Source organism: Bacillus sp. GB_SG_008, assembly GCF_052038115.1.
Lineage (GTDB): Bacteria > Bacillota > Bacilli > Bacillales > Bacillaceae_G > Bacillus_A > Bacillus_A rhizoplanae.
The window spans coordinates 22,200-44,061 of sequence record NZ_JBPZSK010000014.1 but is presented as its reverse complement, the minus strand read 5'-3'; the positions used below and the strand labels follow the sequence as shown (position 1 = coordinate 44,061).

At 34.7% G+C, this 21,862-nt stretch carries 24 protein-coding genes, 1 pseudogene and 1 riboswitch; of the genes and pseudogenes, 13 read left to right on the top strand and 12 right to left on the bottom strand.

Going from position 1 to position 21,862, the window contains the following annotated elements; genetic code table 11:
* Positions 1 to 78: 78 nt before the first annotated feature.
* On the bottom strand, positions 79 to 216 hold the full coding sequence (locus ACTDJC_RS21585; protein WP_440604650.1) for a hypothetical protein: 138 nt from the start codon (positions 214 to 216) through the stop codon (positions 79 to 81).
* A gap of 283 nt (positions 217 to 499) precedes the next feature.
* Between ACTDJC_RS21585 and ACTDJC_RS21580 the strand changes: the two genes are divergently transcribed.
* Positions 500 to 700: a hypothetical protein gene (locus ACTDJC_RS21580; protein ID WP_377882309.1), complete on the top strand. Its 201-nt coding sequence runs from the start codon at positions 500 to 502 to the stop codon at positions 698 to 700.
* 105 nt (positions 701 to 805) lie between these two features.
* Here ACTDJC_RS21580 and abc-f read toward each other — a convergent pair whose 3' ends face one another.
* The 3 genes from abc-f to ACTDJC_RS21565 form a co-directional block, all read right to left on the bottom strand.
* On the bottom strand, positions 806 to 2,689 hold the full coding sequence (gene abc-f, locus ACTDJC_RS21575) for a ribosomal protection-like ABC-F family protein (protein WP_440604649.1): 1,884 nt from the start codon (positions 2,687 to 2,689) through the stop codon (positions 806 to 808).
* Between the two features lie 132 nt (positions 2,690 to 2,821).
* Entirely contained in the window at positions 2,822 to 2,956 is a 135-nt protein-coding gene (locus tag ACTDJC_RS21570; RefSeq protein WP_098309333.1) for an RAxF-45 family protein, read from the bottom strand.
* 315 nt (positions 2,957 to 3,271) lie between these two features.
* Entirely contained in the window at positions 3,272 to 3,412 is a 141-nt protein-coding gene (locus tag ACTDJC_RS21565; protein WP_253631210.1) for a hypothetical protein, read from the bottom strand.
* A gap of 245 nt (positions 3,413 to 3,657) precedes the next feature.
* Here ACTDJC_RS21565 and ACTDJC_RS21560 point away from each other — a divergent pair, with 245 nt between their 5' ends.
* Both ACTDJC_RS21560 and ACTDJC_RS21555 read left to right on the top strand, forming a co-directional pair.
* A complete protein-coding gene (locus ACTDJC_RS21560) occupies positions 3,658 to 3,858 on the top strand; it encodes a YciI family protein (RefSeq protein ID WP_440604657.1) in 201 nt (66 codons plus the stop codon).
* A 34-nt stretch (positions 3,859 to 3,892) separates the two neighbouring features.
* A complete protein-coding gene (locus ACTDJC_RS21555; RefSeq protein ID WP_440604648.1) occupies positions 3,893 to 4,660 on the top strand; it encodes a DUF4931 domain-containing protein in 768 nt (255 codons plus the stop codon).
* Between the two features lie 18 nt (positions 4,661 to 4,678).
* On the opposite strand, the gene ACTDJC_RS21550 is transcribed toward ACTDJC_RS21555, so the two are convergent.
* Complete coding sequence (locus ACTDJC_RS21550; RefSeq protein WP_098309334.1) at positions 4,679 to 5,212, bottom strand: transglycosylase SLT domain-containing protein; 534 nt, start codon at positions 5,210 to 5,212, stop codon at positions 4,679 to 4,681.
* A gap of 272 nt (positions 5,213 to 5,484) precedes the next feature.
* Between ACTDJC_RS21550 and ACTDJC_RS21545 the strand changes: the two genes are divergently transcribed.
* On the top strand, positions 5,485 to 5,748 hold the full coding sequence (locus ACTDJC_RS21545; protein WP_440604647.1) for a hypothetical protein: 264 nt from the start codon (positions 5,485 to 5,487) through the stop codon (positions 5,746 to 5,748).
* On the opposite strand, the gene ACTDJC_RS21540 is transcribed toward ACTDJC_RS21545, so the two are convergent.
* The 3 genes and pseudogenes from ACTDJC_RS21540 to ACTDJC_RS21530 form a co-directional block, all read right to left on the bottom strand.
* Entirely contained in the window at positions 5,736 to 6,494 is a 759-nt protein-coding gene (locus tag ACTDJC_RS21540) for a TatD family hydrolase (protein WP_440604646.1), read from the bottom strand. The two genes, ACTDJC_RS21545 and ACTDJC_RS21540, sit on opposite strands and share 13 nt — an antisense overlap.
* 711 nt (positions 6,495 to 7,205) lie before the next feature.
* Positions 7,206 to 7,814 carry a lysophospholipid acyltransferase family protein gene (locus tag ACTDJC_RS21535; RefSeq protein ID WP_440604645.1) on the bottom strand — a complete coding sequence of 203 codons (609 nt, stop codon included), beginning with the start codon at positions 7,812 to 7,814 and terminating at the stop codon, positions 7,206 to 7,208.
* Positions 7,815 to 8,262: 448 nt separating this feature from the next.
* A pseudogene (locus tag ACTDJC_RS21530) lies at positions 8,263 to 9,220 on the bottom strand (substrate-binding domain-containing protein).
* Positions 9,221 to 9,356: 136 nt separating this feature from the next.
* On the opposite strand from ACTDJC_RS21530, the gene modA reads away from it, so the two are divergent.
* The 8 genes from modA to ACTDJC_RS21490 all read left to right on the top strand — a co-directional run bounded on the left by modA (position 9,357) and on the right by ACTDJC_RS21490 (position 17,232).
* On the top strand, positions 9,357 to 10,154 hold the full coding sequence (modA, locus tag ACTDJC_RS21525) for a molybdate ABC transporter substrate-binding protein (RefSeq protein WP_440604644.1): 798 nt from the start codon (positions 9,357 to 9,359) through the stop codon (positions 10,152 to 10,154).
* Positions 10,155 to 10,159: 5 nt separating this feature from the next.
* A complete protein-coding gene (modB, locus tag ACTDJC_RS21520; protein WP_440604643.1) occupies positions 10,160 to 10,834 on the top strand; it encodes a molybdate ABC transporter permease subunit in 675 nt (224 codons plus the stop codon).
* Positions 10,835 to 10,935: 101 nt separating this feature from the next.
* Entirely contained in the window at positions 10,936 to 11,424 is a 489-nt protein-coding gene (locus tag ACTDJC_RS21515; protein WP_440604642.1) for an NUDIX hydrolase, read from the top strand.
* A gap of 440 nt (positions 11,425 to 11,864) precedes the next feature.
* Positions 11,865 to 12,716 (top strand): GRP family sugar transporter, encoded by an 852-nt coding sequence (locus ACTDJC_RS21510; protein WP_440604641.1) that lies wholly within the window; start codon positions 11,865 to 11,867, stop codon positions 12,714 to 12,716.
* A 135-nt stretch (positions 12,717 to 12,851) separates the two neighbouring features.
* On the top strand, positions 12,852 to 13,655 hold the full coding sequence (proC, locus tag ACTDJC_RS21505; protein ID WP_440604640.1) for a pyrroline-5-carboxylate reductase: 804 nt from the start codon (positions 12,852 to 12,854) through the stop codon (positions 13,653 to 13,655).
* A gap of 1 nt (position 13,656) precedes the next feature.
* Positions 13,657 to 14,490, top strand: coding sequence for an aldo/keto reductase (locus ACTDJC_RS21500; protein ID WP_098309305.1), 834 nt, complete (start codon positions 13,657 to 13,659; stop codon positions 14,488 to 14,490).
* A 158-nt stretch (positions 14,491 to 14,648) separates the two neighbouring features.
* A riboswitch (SAM riboswitch) is annotated at positions 14,649 to 14,754 on the top strand.
* A 148-nt stretch (positions 14,755 to 14,902) separates the two neighbouring features.
* Positions 14,903 to 16,543: an ABC transporter substrate-binding protein gene (locus ACTDJC_RS21495; RefSeq protein ID WP_440604639.1), complete on the top strand. Its 1,641-nt coding sequence runs from the start codon at positions 14,903 to 14,905 to the stop codon at positions 16,541 to 16,543.
* 227 nt (positions 16,544 to 16,770) lie between these two features.
* Positions 16,771 to 17,232 carry a YusW family protein gene (locus tag ACTDJC_RS21490; protein WP_098309306.1) on the top strand — a complete coding sequence of 154 codons (462 nt, stop codon included), beginning with the start codon at positions 16,771 to 16,773 and terminating at the stop codon, positions 17,230 to 17,232.
* A gap of 373 nt (positions 17,233 to 17,605) precedes the next feature.
* On the opposite strand, the gene ACTDJC_RS21485 is transcribed toward ACTDJC_RS21490, so the two are convergent.
* The 3 genes from ACTDJC_RS21485 to ACTDJC_RS21475 form a co-directional block, all read right to left on the bottom strand.
* Positions 17,606 to 17,830: a hypothetical protein gene (locus ACTDJC_RS21485; protein ID WP_098309307.1), complete on the bottom strand. Its 225-nt coding sequence runs from the start codon at positions 17,828 to 17,830 to the stop codon at positions 17,606 to 17,608.
* 1 nt (position 17,831) lies between these two features.
* Positions 17,832 to 18,155, bottom strand: coding sequence for a YbjQ family protein (locus ACTDJC_RS21480; protein ID WP_098309308.1), 324 nt, complete (start codon positions 18,153 to 18,155; stop codon positions 17,832 to 17,834).
* A gap of 197 nt (positions 18,156 to 18,352) precedes the next feature.
* Positions 18,353 to 18,886: a hypothetical protein gene (locus ACTDJC_RS21475; RefSeq protein ID WP_440604638.1), complete on the bottom strand. Its 534-nt coding sequence runs from the start codon at positions 18,884 to 18,886 to the stop codon at positions 18,353 to 18,355.
* Between the two features lie 307 nt (positions 18,887 to 19,193).
* Between ACTDJC_RS21475 and ACTDJC_RS21470 the strand changes: the two genes are divergently transcribed.
* On the top strand, positions 19,194 to 20,201 hold the full coding sequence (locus tag ACTDJC_RS21470; RefSeq protein ID WP_098309310.1) for an alpha/beta hydrolase: 1,008 nt from the start codon (positions 19,194 to 19,196) through the stop codon (positions 20,199 to 20,201).
* A 294-nt stretch (positions 20,202 to 20,495) separates the two neighbouring features.
* Here ACTDJC_RS21470 and dctP read toward each other — a convergent pair whose 3' ends face one another.
* Positions 20,496 to 21,773 (bottom strand): C4-dicarboxylate transporter DctP, encoded by a 1,278-nt coding sequence (gene dctP, locus ACTDJC_RS21465; RefSeq protein WP_440604637.1) that lies wholly within the window; start codon positions 21,771 to 21,773, stop codon positions 20,496 to 20,498.
* Positions 21,774 to 21,862: the final 89 nt, after the last annotated feature.

The window sequence follows — 21,862 nt, the reverse complement described above, 5'->3', positions numbered from 1 at the left end:
CCGTTTCTTTATTTTGTCAATTCTTTCTATATCATATTTTTCCAAAGGCTTATTGAATTGTTATTTTTGATAAACTATTTAAAATTCTATTAGCTCACCCTTTACTTTTAGTACGTTTACTTTTTCATTTGAACTTGCTTCCTTTTGCCCGCATGATGTTAATAGAAAAGAAGTACTAAGAAATGTAGCAAGAGCAGCTGTAAGTTTATTATTCATTTCTCCCCATCCTAACCTATGTATTTTACAGTACAAATTCTATATATCTTTCCTACCAAACTTATAAATCACACAAAAATAGTATGATTTAAGCCCCAGATTGTCCTTTGCATACTTATATGTAAACAATTTATAAAATAGTACAAAACGCATTTAACATATAAAACGCTTTCAAACATAACTATTTTTCTATCAACATACAAAAATCTTACTTGAAAATTTATTCTTTTTTTTATAAAGCAAGCATACGATAATAACAGTTTCTTAATAAAGGAGAGAAAACATGGACAAGTTATTCCTAGATGTTTTGAACTATATTTGTTTAATGCTCGTTATATTAGGAGCATTACTCTTATTTCCTTTCTTCCCGACACTCGTCCTCTTTTTAGTGTTTCTCTTCATGTTCGGGATTGCTATTATCATTTCACTTGGGCCATCAGAAGAAAAACAAAAAGAAAGCAGAATTCAGCGCGCAAGGCTGTAAATTCTGCTTTCTTTTTGTTTAATCATAACGTATTCTTGTTAAACCGATGACAAAGAAGATACCAGCAAACAGAAGTAACACGCCAATATATCCTACACCAGCTTTTTAATTCTTCATATCCATACTATTCTCTAAATCCTCATATAATTTTGTTCTTAATAATTCTTTTTGCTCTTTTTCTTTATATAGTTTCTCCAATTCTAAAACATTTTTAGTTTCAGCCATTTTGCATTCTAACTCGTATATACTTTGCTCCACATTCATAAGCTGTTCTTCCAAATTTATAATGTCTTTATCTATAGGTATTTGTTTTGACACAGCTACTATTTTTTCCTTTTGTACAACAGTTTGTTGTTCTTTTTCTCTGCTCTCTTGCCACTTCTCGCGTGCCCAAGCATAATTCCCAGCAAATCCATACACTGTTTGATTATCAATCCAATACGTTTTCGCAAACAATTTATTTAAGAAATAACGGTCATGGGATACAGCCAGAATAGTTCCATTATACTGTTCAAGCGCTTCTTCTAATACTTCTCTCGATTCAATATCGAGATGGTTTGTCGGTTCATCGAGTACAAGAAAATTAATATCTTGATGCATGAGCTGTGCCAATCTTAAACGCATTCGCTCGCCCCCGCTTAATTGATTCACCTTTTTAAATACAGCTGGTCCGTAGAATAGAAAGCGAGCAAGTATATGACGGGCTTCTCCTTCTGTTACTGCTACCTGTTCTCTGAACATTTCTAATACCGTTTGTTTGTCATTAATGATCATATGTTGAGACAAATAGCCTAGCTTTACTCCGCTCCCAACACGAATTTCACCTACATCTGGATTCATTTCTTGTAATAAGAGTTTCAATAATGTTGTCTTCCCTGTACCATTACGTCCAACAATCGCAACGCGCTCTTGAAAACGGACATGTAACTCTACATCTTGAAATAAGACACGTTCATCAAATTTTTTTCCGACTTCTTTCATAATAACAACATCTTTCCCGCTGCGTTCTTGTCCTTCAAACTGAAGACCCATTTGCTTATGCTCTAAGACAGGCTTCTTCAATTTTTCCATACGCTCTAAAGCACGTTCCATATTGCGGGCGCGTTTATGCAATCCTTCATTAGGCGGATTCGCTTGGTTAGCCCACTCCCTAAGTCTTTTAATTGCCTCTTTCATTTTCTTTATTTTCTTTTGCTGCTCTTGATACGCTTGGAACTCTTGCAGTAATCTTTCTTCTTTCTCCTTTACAAACTGTGAATAGTTCTTATGATATACATGCAATTCCCCATCTTCTAAATCAAAAATCTTCGTTACGACCTCATCCAAGAAATAACGATCATGTGAAATCACAACGACTGTCCCATTGTATTCCTTTAAAAATTGCTCAAGCCATTCCACCGCGAATAAATCTAAATGATTTGTCGGTTCATCGAGAAATAGTAAGTCTGGCTTCTTAAGGAGCATATAAGCTAAGCTCACTTTCGTCTGTTCACCGCCGCTTAGCTCTATAAAACTTCGCGGAAATAATTCTGTTACTTGCAGTCCATTAGCGACTTTCATGATATTCGCTTCGATTTCATAACCACCTAAAAAGGAAAACTGCTCCTGTATTTCTCCGTACTCTTTCATCATTTTTTCCGTAACACTCGCTTCATGTTCTTCTGCCATCTTCTGTTCGAGCTCCCGCATTCTCCTTTCTAATACTTGCTCTTTCTCAAATGCAGAACTTAATACATCATATACGGTCACCCCTTCAGTAAATTTCGGAATTTGGGCAACATGACCGATACGCGTACCTTTCTTCATATGAATAGCACCGCCATCCACATGTTCCATTCCCGTTAACAGTTGAAAAATTGTTGTTTTACCACTGCCGTTACGACCAACTAAACCAATGCGGTCGCCTTCCTTTATCTCAAACGATATATTTTCAAATATGATATTTCCACCAAATGTCTTCGCTATATTGTTTACACTACAAATCATCATCTTTTCCGTACTCCTTTCAACGTAAAAAAGCCATGAGTAAAGAACCTTACCCACGGCTTTTATTTCAAAATAGAAAAGGAAACCACCATAGTTCCCTTTTCACACGTTTCTATAAAATGGGTGAAGAGACCTCTATCGTTCAATAGTTGTTATGAAATTGCTAAAAAAGGGCATACGTATCCCGTTAGCAACTACACGATGAAAAATTGCACGACAAATGTAGATAAAATCTAAAAATTGCGTGCGTACAACTATAGAACGATTCATCTCTTTCACCTCTTTCGTACGGAATTTTATACTTACCATTTTATTATACTCTCCTAAAATACGTTTGGATAGTCATTTTTCTGAAAATAATGTAAATAGACACATTCATACATAAAAGACAGCTGTGGTTCAAAAATAAAAGGAGGCATAGCACATGATAGATATTGTAAAAACTGTTATTCAAATTTTAGTTGATGCAAAACCAATTGTTGATGAAATTAACAATTCATGAAAAGACGGCGAAAAAAGTAAAGACGAGATATCCTAAATTAGGCAGGGTATCTCGTCTTTGTTTTGCTCTACCGCAAATTGCTGTTATACAATTTTTTTATAATATGCGTGCTTCTCCATCAGTTCCTCATGCGTACCTTCACCTGTAATATGCCCATCCTCTACTACAAGAATTTGATCTGCTTGTAGTATTGTCGATAAGCGATATGCGATGACAAACATCATTTTATTGGAAACGATACATTTCTTTCTTCTTTCATATGATAACTCTATTTTCTAATTTTTCCCTAATCCCACTATAAAGGATTTAAAATGACTTTTCACGAATATGTACTAGTTGGAATATGGCAAATAGGGGGAGAAATATGTTTTTAACAATGGTAAATTATATCCAACCACTTGAGGTTGTAAAACATTATCTGTAGGAGCATATTCAATTTTTAGATAAATAATACGACCTAAACAAGTTTATATTTTCAGGGCGCCGTAACCCTCGCGTTGGTGGAATCATTTTAATGAATGCTGTATCTGAACAAGAGATAGAAACAATTATTGCAGAAGATCCTTTTTATATTCATAACATTGCTCGTTATGAAATTATTGAATTTACACCAACAAAATACACAGACCCTTTTCAAATATTCATTAACGATACGCCAAATATAGGATAATTTTTCATATACATACGGTTACAGGGGGAGAAAAATGGAGACACAACAACAGCTATTCTTTTTAAATCAGATTGGACAACAAAAGCCAAACAGCATGCAAAATAAAGAAACAGCCTGCCCATTTTGCGATCAAACACAACTAAGCAATATTTTAGAAACGGATGAAACAATTATTTGGCTAAAAAATAAATATCCGACATTACAAAATACATTACAGACAGTCATTATCGAAACTGATAATTGTTACGATCATATTGCCACCTATACACAAAAGCATATGCGAAAGCTTATCCGATTTTCAGTTAAGCACTGGTTATCATTAGAAGAAAGCGAAAAATTCCAATCTGTCATTTTATATAAAAACCATGGACCGCTATCAGGGGGAACAATCCACCATGCACATATGCAAATTATTGGTATGGAACATGTCGACTATCGACAAAATGTAAGAACCGAACATTTCAAAGGAGTCATTGTAAACAAAGAACACGGAATCGAGTTGAATATTTCTACTCATCCAATTATCGGTTTTACAGAATTTAACATTATAATAGAAAATACGAATTTAATTGATATGATGGCAGATTATATTCAAAAAACGGTACGCTACGTATTACACGATTTTCATAAATGGTGTAATAGTTATAACATGTTCTTTTATAGCTTAGATGGAAAAATCATATGTAAAATTGTTCCCCGATTTGTCGTTTCACCACTATACGTTGGATATAACATCCCTCAAGTTTCTACACAATTACAGGGAGTAAAAGAACAGTTAAGGACATATTTCATAGAAAAATAGAGTAGGTCATCATACAACCTACTCTTTCATAACACCTTTATTTTTATAATACGCATTCTCTAACCCGATATTGTAATTCATATTTTTATCCGTCCACTCCGTTCCAAGATTACCAGGCCAGCCGGATGTGTTTGCTATATATTTTAGTAACTCAAATTCTGTTAAACCTTTCTCTACACCCCTTTTATACCCTTTTGCCAAATGAGGCATAGCAATTTGAGCATTTATTCGCGGATCTTTTAATTGCTCATCTGTTACATTCTCAGGAGCAATTCCACCCCCCCGATGCAATTGAAATAGCCCAAATGATGTTCCATGATCTCCAACGGCTCTTGGATTTAGACGACTCTCATGCTCGGCAATTGTAAGAGGTATCCATTCTGGAAGATTATATTTCTCAGCCTCTTCGCTAATAATTTGTTTCATCTGTTTTGCTTCTTCTGAATCAACATAACTTGTTGAATTTATAACTCTGTCCATTCCTTCTGACTCGCCCCGAAAAAACGTATATATTCCCACTACAATTAAGAACCCTACAAAGAACTTCTTCACGTATCTTACCTCTTCTTTCGCTGAAATTTGTCGCCTTTCAGCCTTACACATATACAATTGCTTCATTTCTATCATACCAAGAATATTCTACACTGCCATCCTTCTTAAGTCTGAGTTTGTGATGCAAAAGATATTAAACATACATGAAAATGTAACATTTCTCTATCAATCATTGAAACTAACTTAAATCACATACCATTTATAGAATTACATTCACTATTTTTCTATAAATTAAAATTCCACTCAATATAAATAAAATAGACGAAGTCAAAATGAATGATATCGAGGTTACTTCTGATAGAATGAAACTTCCACCGGTGGGGTTTTACTGCCCATTAATACGGGATCGACATGGGATTCATGTGAATAAGCCATTTACCGGAGATAATTTTGTAGATTTATTGAAAAAATACGGATTTTTTATCATTATCGGACGCATGGCTCCTATCTTCTTGTTATTAATCAAGCGTCCAAAAGATTTGAGTAATAGAAAAGATTCAGGGAAAATCCTGAATCTTTTCTGCTATATTTTATAAAACTGAACTGTGTTTTTATAAATAGTTTCCGCTGTATCTTCAAGTGATAGTCCTTTTATTTCACTCATACTCTTTAACACTTGTAAAATCATATATGGATGTGTCATTTCATCATTAAATTTCCATGGTCCATCCGTTTCTACCATAAGATGCGATAACGGGTAAAAAGCAGCAATATCCTTGATCTTTTCTTTATATACAATGTCAGGTGTAATAGAGATGTAATATCCATTCCCTATCATTCTCTCCATCGTTTGCTGACTTCCCTTAAACCAATGAAAGTGAGCTCGACATATTTGATAAGATTCAAGTAAATCACAAACAACTTCTGCGTCATCATATACAGCGTGCAGTACAATTGGCAAATCATGTTTTTGGGCCAAGTATACGAATCTTTCTAGTATTTCAATATATGGTTTCAACCACAACTTGGGATTCTCTTGCCGTAAATAATAAGGCAAACCAACTTCTCCAATCGCAACAATGTGATGTGCTTCTTTTTCAATCAGTTGATAAATTTTTTCGCATTGTTCAAAATCAATGTCTTGCTCGGGATGAAATCCAAGTGCTGGATATATAGACGGATAATTCTTCGCTAGCTCCAACGTTCGTTGACAAGAATGATAATTCATCGACACAGCAATCATTCCTGCTATTTCCTTCACCTTTTGTATATCTTCAATTAACTGTAATTGCTCTTCTTTTTTATATTGATCCAAATGTATATGACTATCAATCCATCTCACTTCTATCACCTCTTTCTTTCATTGTAATATGACTTTCTAAAATGTATATAAAATAAAAAAACAAGAAGGCTTTCCTTCTTGTTCGTCTATTTATTAAACAATTAAATTTGTAATCACGTCAAAAATTCCAATACATACAATCGCAACACCAAAGTAGCTAAAACATTCTACGAATGGAAATTTAGCCATTTCTTCTTTTTGCATCCCACTTGTCTCCCTTCTATAATCTCCCTAACTTCTATGTCTATTTGTATTATGAGTGAAATATGACAAAAGTGCCATCGAATTTGCTTACTTTAATCTTACATTTTTGTAAGGTTTAAAAAAATAGCCACATCTCTTTTAAGATGTGGCTTACAGTTAGTTGGTCGTTAATCCTTTTCATCACATTATTACTTTAGGCAGAAAGATATATTTCGTTCTTTCTACTTTTATTATAGGTGATACTATTCATTACAACTATCGAGTTACATTACATGTACCTTACAAAAATGTAATCATGCTGTAAGCTAATTCGATAGTTATAACTCCTCATATTTCGTACAATGTAGTCAGAAACAAGGCAGCACCCAATCAAACTGTTTCTACTACATTGGACAAGTAATGATACTGCCGCAATGAATCTTATATAATTTTGTGTCCCCCTTTCCCCTTATATAGATAAAATTGAAAAGACGACCTTCTATGCCAGGTCGTCTTTTCCTATTTCCATTATGCTTTTTTATCTTCTTGCAATCTTTCTTTTAACTGTGCAAACGTCTCATTTAATTTTTCTGTCATTAGTTGCATCACTTCTTTACGATCCATCTGCGATGATTGCTCCACTTGAATCGGATCACCAAAAATTAACTGCGCTCTTTTTCCGCGAAACAATTCTTTTAAACTTTTAGGTCCAATATATGCCGCTGGAACTAACGGAACATTAGAACGAAATGCAATTGTAACAGCGCCAGCTTTTAATGAGACAGCTTCTGCTGTTCTCGTTCCGCTCGGAAAAATCCCAACAACTTTTCCTTCTTTTAATAATCTAGATGGAATTTTCAGTGTACTTGGTCCTGGATTTTCACGATCAACCGGGAAGGCATTTACATTCTTAAAAAACCAATTCCCAAATTTACTTTGAAACAATTCTTTTTTCGCCATGTAATGAATTTTCGTTGGTAACATTCCCGTTGCTAACATTACAACATCCATCCAGCTTGTATGCGTACAAGCTACAACATACGCTCCGCCTTGCGGTAATTTTTCTTTTCCATATACCTCTACTTTTCCAAATGTTTTAAATATATATTTCAACAGCCTTGTAATGAATGTATACATTCGATCTGTTCCCTTCTACAATTCAATTTTTATAACTGTATTTACTTTTAATTATAACACTAAGTATTAATAGTTAGTAATAAAAATAAGTGACAAATTTTAAAATATTATTCTTACAAAAGCTATAGTCCTACCGTAAGCTAATTCGTCAGTAACTTCTCCTCATATTACGTTGGACTTATAAGCGGTGCAGCTCTTCTTTCAACAATTGTGTGTACTTGTACATGTTCTATAGGTTCCCCGTTCCCCTTTATATAAAGTGAAACTTCCATCGGTGGGGATTTTTTCATTCCCCACTGATGGTTAGTTGAACCAATCGGACTTTTACGGGCAGTTAGCTCCCACTTATCTTCCTCGCTTCTCTCTCAATCTTGAGATGGGGGTCTTACTGCCCGCGAATAGCGGGATAAATGAAAAGGGCTGCTTGTCATCATACAAGCAGCTCTTTTTAATTTGTTTCGTACATAATTTTACCTGTTTTACTTATATTATAACCACCGATAGCACGCAGTTCATTTTGAAATTCAGGAGACTGTAATACTTCTTTTACTGTTTCAATCAACGCAGTATTTTCTTCTGTTTTTAAAATCACTAAATCATAACGCTCTTGTATAAGTGGAACAAAATCTATATTTACAATTTGTGCTACCTTTTCTGCTCCTATCCCTACATCAGCTTTTCCATTCGCTACTTGAGAAGCAACGCCAATATGGTTTGACTCTTCCCAGTCATACCCAACAATACTCTTTTTGGATATTCCATTTATACGCAATTGTTCATCAACAAGAACACGAATACCCGATCCTCTTTCCCTATTTACAAATTGAATGGATGCATCACATAAATCATGCAATGTCTTTACACGTTTCGGATTTCCTTTTTGCACATAAAAACCGGATGTTCTTGATAATAAATTAATAACAATACAAGGTTGCCCAACTAAAATTCGTTTCACATACGGAATGTTGTATTCTCCTGTATCCCCATCGAACAAATGGAGACTCACAATATCTCCTTTTCCTTGATACATTTGAATCAAACTTGTTAAGCTCCCTTGATATGCCCTTAATATATTAGGAGCTTTCAAATGACTTTCTAGATGTTTCGTTAACATATCTAGAGATAAATCTTGTCCGCTAATAATACAAGAATCGGATTTGTTTGTTTGATTTATTACCTGTATAGATGATGAATCAGCTTGTATCTTCCCTGTTTTCATCTCTGTAATATATCTCTCTAAATCACTTGCATCAATACGCATTTGCCGACCAACTCGATAAGAGGGCAAATCACCTTTTTTAATCAAATCATACACTGTTAATTTCGATACTTTTAATCGTTTCGCTACTTCTTCCGTTGTGTAGGAATGATGATCCATAAGCCGATTCCTCGCTTTCTGCCTTCATTGTAACAAAAATAACAGTTTTTCTTCTATTTATTTTTACTATTGTGAGAAAAATCACAACATAACTAATTATAACTATTTATAATTAGATATAATTAGTTATAATTGGAATGGGATGAAAGAAAGGAGAAATAAAGATGAACAAACGCATATTTCGTTCTATTTGCAGTATTTTATTCGTGCTACTTCTCGTAATAAGTACGGGATGTACAAATAAACAAGAAAAAACAACTGCTAAAGAGGAAAACGTTGAACTTACTATTTCTGCTGCAGCTAGTCTACAAGATGCACTAAAAGACATTCAAACACAATATGAAAAGAAAGAACCAAATGTAAAGCTGTCATTTAACTTTGGAAGTTCTGGCGCTCTTCAGCAACAAATTGAACAAGGAGCTCCTGCCGATCTATTTTTCTCGGCCGCAGAAGACAAATTCGAAACGCTTGTAAGCAAAGGAATCATTGATCAAAAAGAAGGAAAAAATCTGCTCGGCAATGATTTAGTATTAGTTGTTCCAAAAGATAGTAACATAAAAGATTTTCAATCATTAAAAGAAGATCAAGTGACGAAAATTGCATTAGGTACACCTGAATCTGTTCCGGCAGGTAAATACGCAAAAGAGGCTCTTACTCATTTAAACCTTTGGAGCGACCTCCAAAATAAAATAGTATACACAAAAGACGTACGCCAAGTATTAACATACGTAGAAACAGGAAGCGTTAATGCAGGGATTGTTTATAAAACAGATGCACTTATTTCTAAGAAAGTAAACATTGCTAACACAGCACCAACAAATTCGCACGAACCAATCCACTATCCACTAGGCATTATAAAAGCAACAAAACATAAAGCGGAAGCAACTGCTTTTTATGAATATTTACAGTCTAAAGACGCTCTAGCGATCTTTAAAAAATATGGTTTTACAGTGCTGCAGTAGTCATTATGGTATTTGATGCATTTTGGTCACCTATCATTCTTTCACTAAAAGTTGCTGCCCTTGCTACTATAATCGTGATGGTGTTGGGAACAATTATTGGACGTGTTCTAGCTCGTTCAACAAAACGCTATAAAGTTTTATTAGAAACATTGTTCCTATTGCCAATGGTACTCCCGCCTACTGTAATTGGATTTTTCCTTATTATCATCTTTGGAAAAAATAGTCCAATTGGTCAGTGGATAGAAACTATGTTTCAACAATCTATTATGTTCACATCTTGGGCTGCTGTTATCGCTTCAACTGTGGTTGCATTTCCACTTATGTACCAATCAGCAAAAACAGGGTTTATGATTGCTAATGAACAAATTGAAGATGGAGCCAGAGACCTCGGAGCAAATGAAATACAAGTGTTCTTACATGTAACATTACCACTTGCGTTCCCTTCTCTACTTAGCGGAATGATTTTAAGTTTCGTACGTGCTCTAGGGGAATTTGGTGCAACACTTATGTTTGCCGGAAACATTCCCGGTAAAACACAAACGATTCCAACGGCAATCTACATGGCAATTGATGCGAGTAACATGTCACTTGCGTGGGCACTCGTTCTTACAACTGTTGGTATGTCACTCGTTTTTTTATTGCTCATTCAGTTTATAAATAAAAAAACAACATCTTTCTAGCAGTAGCTTTCGACAAAGCTACTGCTTTTTTTATTATTTCCCGCGAAATGAGATGAAAAGACGATTTCCTTGTAGAATTATAGAAGAAAAGGGGAGATTTCATGTTTAATCAAACGCTTGGTTTTATAAGAAAAGATGATGAAATATTAATGCTCAATCGACAGAAAGCACCTCTGCAAGGCCTTTGGAATGGCGTTGGCGGTAAGATGACAGAAACTGAAACACCAACCGCATGCATTCTACGCGAGATTGAGGAAGAAACAGGCCTATCCTTAGCAAAGCAAGAAGTTGCATATAAAGGAACATTATCATGGAAAATTGACAATACACACTTCGAGGGATTATACCTTTTTACAGCAAACCTTCCAGCTCATATTCTTTACCACACTCCTAAAAAAGTAACTGAAGGTATTTTAGACTGGAAACATATTTCTTGGATTTTATCTGAACAAAATCAAGGAGTAAATTCTTTAACGAAGAAATTTTTACCCACGGTTTTACAAGAAGATGGCGTATATAAACATACTTCCGTTTTTCAAAATGAGCAGCTCACACAATACGAAAAACAAGCATGTGCACATATAAAATAGCCTCTGATAAAGTAAAACTTCCATCAGTGGGGGACGTTTTTCATCCCCACTGATGGTTAGTTGAACCAATCGGGCGCATGCCAGCAGTTATCCCCTACCTATTTTCCTCACTCCTCTCTGAATCTCTCTACCTTTTTATACCTTTATAAAATATTAAAACTTTTCGCATTCATATAAATATACATTCTATTTGAATTTACTTTCTAAATGAGATACTTTCCTGTTATTATATGAAGGTGCGAAAAAAGGAATAAATGAAAACGCATAAATTATATTGAAAACGCATTTATATAATAATAGTGCTCTTCTTATTCACAGCACTACTTCATAGATGTGGAGTCATGTTTTAACAATCGGTAATCCTCTACTTCTTAAGTAGGAAATTACCGATTGTTAGAACGGAATACATTTTATTGATATAACAAGAAGGGAGTCTTGTAATGGATATTTTATTAGCACTTCTTCCTGCATTAGCATGGGGAAATATTTTATTAGTAAGTGTAAAAATGGGCGGCGGTGCATATAGCCAAACAGTAGGTATGACTATTGGCGCTCTATTCTTTGCTATAATCATGTATGCATTTACAACACCTGCATTATCTTTAACCATATTAATTGTTGGCTTTATTTCAGGTTTATTTTGGGCTTTAGGACAAGTTAATCAATTAAAAACAGTGGAAAGAATGGGTGTTTCAACAACTGTTACAATTTCAACAGGTATGCAGCTTGTAGCTACTACTATCTTTGGGGTTATCGCATTTCATGAATGGGCAACTACTACTACAATTATTCTGGGAACGATTGCAATCCTTTTAATTGTGATTGGTGTTGTTTTTACTTCTTTAGATGATAAAGAAAATGCACAGCCACCTGGACAACTAAAAAAAGGAATCGTTACTCTAATTATTTCTACCTTCGGTTACCTTGTATATGTAGTCATTATTCGTTGGTACAACGTTGATGGTTGGGCTGCTATTTTACCTCAAGCAGTTGGTATGTTCGTTGGAGCTGTTATACTAACAGCTAAACATAAACCTTTCAATAAATATGCAGTTCGTAATATCTTATCTGGTTTATTATGGGGTACAGGTAACTTATTCTTATTCCTTTCTCAACCAAAAGTTGGTGTTGCAACAAGTTTCTCGTTATCCCAAACTGGAATCATTATCTCAACATTTGGTGCAATTATCTTCTTAGGTGAAAAGAAAACAAAACGCCAAATGGTATTTATCGCACTTGGTAGTGCACTAATTATTGGCGGTGCAGTTCTTCTTGGTATGACAAAATCTTAATTATATATCCTAGTTTCGGAAATGATACTTTCTGAGACTAGGATTTTTTTACGTGCAAGTCTTTTCTTTTTACAATTATCTTTCATCAATGTTATCGTTTTGTTACTACATTTCCTACAGGAAGGATTAAAGGATATGCAAAAAAAACAACGAATTTTATTTATTGGTGCAGGCCGTATGGCTGAAGCAATATTTACTGGTCTACTTAAGACGAGTAAAGAATACATCGAAGAAATTATTGTATCCAATCGAAGCGATATAGAAAAACTTAAGCAATTAGAGCAACGATATGGCGTATCGACCACAAATGATTGGAAACAGTACATCAAAGCTGTGGATACCATCGTTTTAGCAATGCCACCAGCTGCACATGAACAGTTATTAGCGGAATTATCTCCTCTTCTAGCTCATCAGTTTGTAGTGACCGTTGCTGCTGGAATTGGCCCATCTTACTTAGAAGAAAAACTTCCTCAAGGTACACCAGTTGCCTGGATTATGCCAAATACAGCTGCGACGATCGGACAGTCTATCTCCTTATATACAATGGGACATTCCGTAAATGAAGAACAGCAAGAAACACTGCAACTTCTTTTAAAAGGCATTGGTACATCACAACTCTGCACAGAAGAAGAAATTCACCAACTAACTGCTGTTACTGGCAGTGCACCAGCCTTTCTTTACCACTTTGCTGAAGGTCTAATTGAAGCAACAAAAAGTTATGGGATTAATGAAGCAACAGCAAAACATCTTGTCATTCAAATGATTGCTGGTTCTGCTGCTATGCTCGAACAAGAACAAGATCCAGCTATGCTGCGTGAACAAGTGACAACGCCAGGTGGTTCAACTGCAGAAGGTCTAAAAGTTTTATATGAGTATAATTTCTCAAAGGTCATTCACCAAGCAATTGAAGCAACAAATAAAAAAGCGAGGGGTAATTAACATGAAATTAACGAGCTTACAAGATTGCACAACTTTACATAACGGTGTGAAAATGCCATGGTTTGGTTTAGGTGTCTTTAAAGTAGAAGACGGCTCAGAGGTTATTGATTCTGTAAAAGCAGCTATCAAGAACGGATACCGTAGCATTGATACAGCGGCTATATATAAAAATGAAGAAGGTGTTGGACAAGCAATTCAAGAATCCGGTATTCCACGCGAAGAACTATTCATTACATCAAAAGTATGGAATAGCGACCAAGGCTATGAATCTACACTACAAGCGTTCGAAACAAGTCTACAAAAGCTTGGCTTAGAGTACTTAGATTTATACTTAGTACATTGGCCTGTAAAAGGTAAATATAAAGAGACGTGGAAAGCATTAGAAAAGCTTTATAAAGACGGTCGTGTTCGTTCTATTGGTGTTAGTAACTTCCAAGTCCACCATTTACAAGACGTACTAGAAGATGCGGAAATTAGACCAATGATTAACCAAGTAGAATATCACCCACGCTTAACTCAAGAAGAACTGCATACTTTTTGTAAAGAGCATGGCATTCAATTAGAAGCATGGTCACCATTAATGCAAGGTCAGCTTCTTAATCATCCAACTTTACAAGAAATTGCAGCAAAGTATAATAAATCTACTGCCCAAGTAATCCTGCGTTGGGATTTGCAAAATGAGGTTGTTACGATTCCAAAATCCGTAAAGGAGCATCGTATTATTGAAAATGCAGATATCTTTGACTTTGAATTAACTGCTGAAGATATGAAAGCAATTCAATCTCTGAATGAGAATCACCGTGTTGGGCCGGACCCAGATAATTTTAATTTTTAATGCATGAGAACATCAAGTATATACTTGATGTTCTTTCGTCTCCAAAAACTGAAAATTACGAATTTTACCTTACCTAATTGACACTCCATTCATTCTAATGGTAAGATTTCGAATAGTTAAAGAAATAAAAAATTAATACTTGTCTATTATGTTTACTCATTGTATCAAGAGAGGTTGAGGGACTGGCCCTGTGAAACCTCGGCAACAGGTTCGCTTGCGAATACTGTGCCACTTCCTGCAAGCATTTTGCTTGAAAGATAGAATGAGGGACTTTGTTTATAAATGTGCGCACGTTATAAACACTTAAATCCCTCTTTTTTTATATGAAAAGAGGGATTTTTATTTTCCCTCATAATTGTTGGCCAACAAAATATTAAGACAAAGTAGACAAACAATTTAGGGAGGAACTAAAATGAAAAAGAAATTTATACCTGCTGTCGCATCTGTTTTAGGGGCAAGCTTATTATTAACGGGATGCGGTAGCTACAAAGATAATGCAAGTACCGCAAAAGCAAAAGATAAAGTACCTGATAAACAAATCCTAAACTTAGCATCTGCTACTGAAATTCGTACGATGGATTCAGCACGTGCAACAGATACCGATTCTGGGCAAGTAATGAGAAACGTATTTGAAGGCTTATACAATCTTGGAGAAGGTAATAAACCAGTTCCTGGCGTAGCAAAATCTCATGATGTTAGTGCAGATAAAACAAAATATACGTTCCATTTACGAGATTCTAAGTGGTCAAATGGGACACCTGTTACAGCGAAAGATTTCGTATTCGCTTGGCGACATGCTGTTGATCCTGCCACAACTTCTGAATATGCATTTTTATTCTTTGATATTAAAAATGCGCAAAAGATTAACAACAAAGAACTTTCACCTGATCAACTTGGTGTAAAAGCAATTGACGATAAAACATTAGAAGTGGAATTAGATCGCCCTGTTCCCTACTTCATTAGCCTAACTGCGTTTCCGACATTCTTACCAATTAATGAAGAATTCTTTAAATCACAAGGCGATAAATACGCTTTAGAATCAAATACATTAATTTATAACGGTGCCTTTACATTAGAGAATTGGAAACATGAACAAAGCTTCCAATTCAAGAAGAATCCAAACTATTGGGATAAAGATGTTGTGAAACTAGAAGAAGTTAATTTTAATATTGTGAAAGAGAAATCCACAGAAGTAAATTTATATGAATCAAAACAACTGGATCGTGTTGTTCTAACATCTGATTTAGTTGATAAATACCGTAAAGATTCTAATTTTAAAGAACGCCCAGCTGTCGGCGTACAATTTTTACGCATGAACGAAAAAAATAAAGTGTTACAAAATGTAAATGCTCGTCAAGCAATTGATAAGTCTATTGATAGAAAATCCTTCGTAAATGTTCTATTGAATGACGGCTCTCTTCCTGCTTACTCACTTATTCCAAAGAACTTTGTAAAGGGGCCAAGTGGAAAAGACTTCCGTACTGAAAATGGAGACTTAACAAAGGAAAATACTAAAGAAGCACAAAAGTTATGGAAACAAGCAAAACAAGAACTCGGATCGGATAAAATTACACTAGAACTTTTAACAAACGATACGGATTTATCAAAGAAAACAGGGGCGTATTTAAAAGAGCAGCTTGAGAAAAACTTAGAAGGTTTAACCGTTACACTAAAACCACAGCCTCGTAAACAACAAGTAACGTTATTATTACAAGGCAATTACGAAATTGGTATAGACGGCTGGAGCCCAGACTTTGCTGATCCAATTACATTCTTAGAATTGTTCACAACTGGTAATCCATACAACTTGGATCATTATTCAAATAAAGAATTTGACGATTTAATTCAAAAAGCAAAAACAGACCTTGCTGGTGACGAAAAAGCACGCTGGGAAGCTTTAAAACAAGCAGAAAAAATCTTATTTAAAGATGCAGTAATCTCACCTCTATATCAAAACGGGAAATCTTATTTACAGCGCTCTTATGTAAAAGGTATCGTTGAAGTTGATTTCGCGGGCCCATTAAACTTCAAATGGGCAAGAATTGAGAAGTAACATAAAAAGGGTATCCCCTCAAAGGATACCTTTTTCTTTATCCTTCATTTCCTCTTACTACAGTTTGATTTTTCTTCAATGATATAGATATCTTATATCCGACCACAGCAATTATCCTTTGTCTTTTTAATTTACTTTCAATATTGTAAAAAACAATTTTTTTCTCTTACATAAAAAGATAAAAATTGGAAAAACTTTTATTGAAAAATAATAAGGAGGCATACAACATGAGAATCTTATTTTCAATCCTTTTAGCATTCATGCTAGTACCTGCAATGACAGGATGTACAACAACAAAACAGGATACAACTACTAATAAGAAAACGACAGAGGGAACAAAAGATGCAGTAAATCAAGATTTAAAGTTAAGTTTTAATGAATTCAATTTAAAGGCAACTTATCAAGATACAAAGAAAGACTACGAAGCAGAATATAAACAGAAAAAAGCAACTGACAAACCAGAAGCAAAAGTAGACGATAGTAAAACAAATGAAAGGTTGGCTGGAGATGAAGCAATGAATAAATTGGCTCCACTCTTACAACAGCTTAAATTCGATAAGGACACAAAAGACCAAGATGTCGTTGATCAAGTAGTAGATGTATTCCAACTCGATAAAGATTATCAAAAATTCGACTTAAAAGTTGTCTTTACAGATGGAACGAAAAAAGAATATAAAATGCCAAAATAAAGTGAAACTTCCTTCTGGGAACGATTTTTTCCCAGAAGGTTAGTTAAACCAATCAGGCTTTTACGGGCGGTTACTCCTATATACTCTTCATTTCCCTTAAATCTTAATCTGAGGAGTTACTGCACGTTAATAAGGTAAACAAAAGCAAAGCAGCTCTTTTAGCTTCCGTCTAAAAGAGCTGCTTTTATATAGTGAAAGTTATTTCTATTGATTCCATATAACAATAAAGTGAAACTTCCCTCAGTGAGTGCTTTTTTCACTGAGGGTTAGTTGAACCAATCGGGCTTTTACGGGCAGTTATCCCCCACCTATCTTCCTCGCTTCTCTCTCAATCTTGAGGTGGGGGTCTTACTGCCCGTTAATGCGGGATAAACTAACATTTTTTATGAAACCTTTTTCCGTTCATTTCGTTATAGTATACTTCATATTTCTCTCTCGTAATTGGATCAAAATATATTTCCCCTGTAAACAAATACCCATTTGGTACTTCTGTGCCATGATTATCTTGTAATCTTTTATCTTTTCTTTTAGCAATCATTAAAATAATAAGAAAAATAATCACCTGTACACAGAAATATATGAAAATGCCTTTCCACATACTATTCAACCGTTTCTACAATAACAGCTGTACCATATGCTACAATTTCACTCATATTATGACTAAGACTGCCTGAATCAAAACGAACCATAATAATTGCATTCGCTCCCATCGCTGCAGCATTTTCAATCATACGATCTAACGCATATTTTCTTGCATCCTCAAGCATTTCTGTATACTGTGAAATCTCTCCGCCAAATAAACCTTTGAATGCAGCCATAATATCTTTTCCTAAGCCTCTTGCCCGTACCGTTAATCCAAACACAGTTCCTAACGTCTTTTTTACTTCGTAACCTGGCACACTTTCCGTTGTTACAACAATCATTTCGTTCAACCCCTTTAAAATTTATTATTATTATCAATAATGATAATAATATATGCAAAGAATGTCAAATATTCCTCTATCTTAAAATTTATTTACAAAACAACAAAAAACCCCCACCTATCTTCGATTTCTTAAAATCTTGAGGTGCGGGTTTTATAGTCGTTAAGTGCAAAATATAACTTTGTTTGTAAACAAAGTTATTTCGCTCCCTGCTCTTCTTTTTTAAAACGATCATAATAATTAACTGCTGTAGAAAAATGTACTTCAACATCACGAATTAATGCAGAATTTTCTTCTTTCGCTAATTGCGCTAATTTTTTCATCGCCTGTTCTGTTTCATCTAAAAAACCTACATACAAGGCGTTTTCCCGTTCTTTTGATTTTGGAACCCGAATTTCTTTACGCACATTCTCAATATCTGCTAACGTATTTTCTGTTACCTTTTGTACGTCTTCTTTAAACTTCGGAGATTGTAATGTGCTTGCAGATCCTTCTTTAGCTTCTTTCCAAAGCTCCATAGCCTGATTTAATTCGTCATCAATTTTTTTCTCATATTGACTATGTACGGAATTATACACTTTCACATCTTCCGGATTGTCTGCCTTTTGATCTTTTGGATCTATCTGTTCTAAGTTTTCTTTCGTTTCTTTTTTTACTTCTTTATTACTAGTACATCCTGTTAATAGTAATGCACTACTAAGCAGAATCGCACCCCAAGCTTTTTGTTTCATTTCAAACTACTCCTTTTATCCACTGTATTTCTTCTATATATTATATCGACAATGAGTAGAAAATTACACGTTTCTGCTTTCTTTTGTACCTATGACGATATTCTTTTCACAATATTGTCACCTTATCTACATTACTTATACTAAAAACCTATACGACTACTACCTTTAAAAAGAAAGTTTGAACATCCTTACACAAAAAGATGATATAGCATATTCAGTCACAAAAGCAGGGTAATCTATTCCTTTTAATTAAAAAATTGTAAAATCATACAATATGCTATTTTATACAATTGGGGGGTATGACATTTTGTTCTTTTCGAAAGCAATAGACTTATATGCCTTATATGGTTTGCATAAGAAACGCAGCAAAGAATTTCAATTTTCTTCTCTTCCTAGTAAAGTTTTAGAAACGAAAGACATCCAAGAGTTTTATAAAACCAATTCAATCAATATTCAATTTAAAATAAAAGATTTTAATAATCAAAATTATAATATCGGTAAATTCGAATATAAAAGTTCAATTCAATCTGGTATTTCATGTAATGATATTGTGACTGGAGAGGCTTTTTTACACCAAAATGATGCCTCACCTAACATTATTTTTGTTCATGGTTGGAGAATGGATTCAAATGAAAGAGTAAAAAAAATATTTCATGATCAAATAATGAATTTGAAATGGAATATGTATTATTTTACGCTACCATATCACTTCGAAAGAAAGCCAGAATGTTCACTATATAGCGGAGAATACATGATTAGCGCCAACATTGAGCGAACAGTCCAATCATCTCAGCAAGCTGTAGCTGATTTAAGAGGATTAATACAATGGATTAAGAAAAACAAACAAGGACCGGTAATTTTAGTCGGTATTAGCCTAGGTGGATTCATTACAAATTTAATGGCTTTAGTTGAATCTCAAATTGATGTACTAGCTTCTATTTTTTATGCCAATCGTCTTTCTTATTCCATTTGGAATACAAAGCCTGGGAAATATATTAAAGCAGACTTACAAGAACACGGAATTACTTATAATGATTTAATACAGTATTGGAGAATTACAGAACCTAACCAAACGGTTCCAGTAATGAATAAAGACAACATCCTGTTAATTTCCGCCAAAAACGATCAGTATGTCCATATCGAAGACACTGATTACTTATGGCAGTCCTGGGGAAAACCTACACGACATGTATATAATGGCGGACATGCTGGAATTGTCCTTAATCGCAAAAGAATTGCAACGGATACCATTAACTTTATCCAAAAACGGATAGCTGGGGAAAGAAACCATTATGCAATGGATTCAATAAAGTGAAACTTCTATCAGTGGGGGTTTTTTCCCCCACTGATGGTTAGTTGAACCAATCGGGCTTTTACGGGCAGTTATCCCCCACCTATCTTCTTCGCTTCCCTCTGAATCTTGAGGTGGGGGTCCTACTGCCCGTTAATGCGGGATAAAATGAAACTTCCGCCAGTGGGAGTCTTACTATCCCAAAATAGCCGGATAAGCTAATTTTAAAAAAACTATCCACCTATTGTAGTGGATAGTTTTTTTCCCTTATATTCTTCATTCCTTTTAAAACAAACAATCCTTTCTACTGCTTATGCACTATATAGCTTTCTTCGTCTCTTTCAACACTTTCATACCAGAAACCGCTTCTGCATATTTTGATTCATCAAATTCGTTTTCACTCTTTGCAACAATCATCGTAGCGATCCCGTTTCCAATTAAGTTTACAATAGCTCTGCCTTCACTCATGAAGCGATCTACTCCAAGAAGTAATGCTAATCCTTCCAAAGGAATAACCTTTAATGCTGATAAAGTAGACGCTAATACAATAAATCCACTTCCTGTCACACCTGCAGCTCCCTTAGACGTTAACATAAGCACTAAAATAATTGTAACTTGCTGCCCAATTGTTAGATCGATACCAAATACTTGTGCTAAAAAGACAACTGACATGGATAAATAAATAGACGTACCATCAAGATTGAAGGAATAACCTGTTGGAATAACGAGACCAACAACAGATTTTGAACATCCATATTGCTCCATCTTATTCATCATTCTTGGCAGTACAGATTCAGAAGAACTTGTTCCTAATACAATTAATATTTCATCCCGAATAAACTTTAAATAATTCCATAAACTAAATCCATATATCTTACAAATAATATTTAAAACAACAAAAACGAATAGGAACATCGTTATATATACTGACATCATTAATTTTCCAAGTGGCACAAGCGAAGCAAGTCCAAAGTAACCGATTGTATATGCCATAGCACCAAATGCCCCGATCGGTGCAGCTTTCATTACATAGCCAATAATGTTAAAGAATACGTGTGAAAGTTTGTCTAAGAAATCAATCACTGACTTTCCTTTTTCTCCAAGAGCCGCTAGCCCTATACCAAATAAAATCGAAAAGAATAATACTTGTAAAATATCACCCTTTGCAAACGCATCAACCATATTAGAAGGCACGATATGAGTTACAAAATCAATCCAGTTAATTCCATTCCCTCCGCCCTGTGTATATTTTGATACGTCCCCTTTTGCAAGTTCATTAAAGTTAAGGCCTTCACCTGGCTTCATAATATTTACAACAATTAAACCAACAATAAGTGCAAATGTCGTCACCACTTCAAAATAAATAAGAGCTTTTCCGCCAACCTTACCAACCTTTTTCATATCTCCCATTTTGGCAATACCAAGTACAATTGTTAAGAAAATAATCGGTGCAATTACCATTTTTACAGCATTGATAAATGTATCGCCTAATGGCTTCATTTGTTTACCGACACTTGGCCAAAGTAATCCAACTAACACACCAAGCACAATAGCCGTTAATACTTGAAAAGTTAAATTTTTAAAGAGTCGTTTCACCTTTCTTCTCCCTCCTCTAATTTTATAAGCTTTTCTACCCCTTTGTTTCTAACATAATGATAGCGTTTACATTAAAAAGAGAGAAGTTT

Coding starts and splice junctions, on each gene's coding strand:
- ACTDJC_RS21510 (WP_440604641.1), top strand. CDS start 11,865: ATGGATATTTTATTAGCACTTCTTCCTGCATTAGCATGGGGAAATATT.
- modB (WP_440604643.1), top strand. CDS start 10,160: ATGGTATTTGATGCATTTTGGTCACCTATCATTCTTTCACTAAAAGTT.
- ACTDJC_RS21500 (WP_098309305.1), top strand. CDS start 13,657: ATGAAATTAACGAGCTTACAAGATTGCACAACTTTACATAACGGTGTG.
- ACTDJC_RS21580 (WP_377882309.1), top strand. CDS start 500: ATGGACAAGTTATTCCTAGATGTTTTGAACTATATTTGTTTAATGCTC.
- ACTDJC_RS21485 (WP_098309307.1), bottom strand. CDS start 17,830: ATGTGGAAAGGCATTTTCATATATTTCTGTGTACAGGTGATTATTTTT.
- ACTDJC_RS21475 (WP_440604638.1), bottom strand. CDS start 18,886: ATGAAACAAAAAGCTTGGGGTGCGATTCTGCTTAGTAGTGCATTACTA.
- ACTDJC_RS21515 (WP_440604642.1), top strand. CDS start 10,936: ATGTTTAATCAAACGCTTGGTTTTATAAGAAAAGATGATGAAATATTA.
- ACTDJC_RS21490 (WP_098309306.1), top strand. CDS start 16,771: ATGAGAATCTTATTTTCAATCCTTTTAGCATTCATGCTAGTACCTGCA.
- ACTDJC_RS21545 (WP_440604647.1), top strand. CDS start 5,485: ATGAATGATATCGAGGTTACTTCTGATAGAATGAAACTTCCACCGGTG.
- ACTDJC_RS21480 (WP_098309308.1), bottom strand. CDS start 18,155: ATGATTGTTGTAACAACGGAAAGTGTGCCAGGTTACGAAGTAAAAAAG.
- ACTDJC_RS21570 (WP_098309333.1), bottom strand. CDS start 2,956: ATGAATCGTTCTATAGTTGTACGCACGCAATTTTTAGATTTTATCTAC.
- ACTDJC_RS21535 (WP_440604645.1), bottom strand. CDS start 7,814: ATGTATACATTCATTACAAGGCTGTTGAAATATATATTTAAAACATTT.
- proC (WP_440604640.1), top strand. CDS start 12,852: ATGCAAAAAAAACAACGAATTTTATTTATTGGTGCAGGCCGTATGGCT.
- ACTDJC_RS21565 (WP_253631210.1), bottom strand. CDS start 3,412: ATGATGTTTGTCATCGCATATCGCTTATCGACAATACTACAAGCAGAT.
- ACTDJC_RS21555 (WP_440604648.1), top strand. CDS start 3,893: ATGGAGACACAACAACAGCTATTCTTTTTAAATCAGATTGGACAACAA.
- modA (WP_440604644.1), top strand. CDS start 9,357: ATGAACAAACGCATATTTCGTTCTATTTGCAGTATTTTATTCGTGCTA.
- abc-f (WP_440604649.1), bottom strand. CDS start 2,689: ATGATGATTTGTAGTGTAAACAATATAGCGAAGACATTTGGTGGAAAT.
- ACTDJC_RS21495 (WP_440604639.1), top strand. CDS start 14,903: ATGAAAAAGAAATTTATACCTGCTGTCGCATCTGTTTTAGGGGCAAGC.
- ACTDJC_RS21585 (WP_440604650.1), bottom strand. CDS start 216: ATGAATAATAAACTTACAGCTGCTCTTGCTACATTTCTTAGTACTTCT.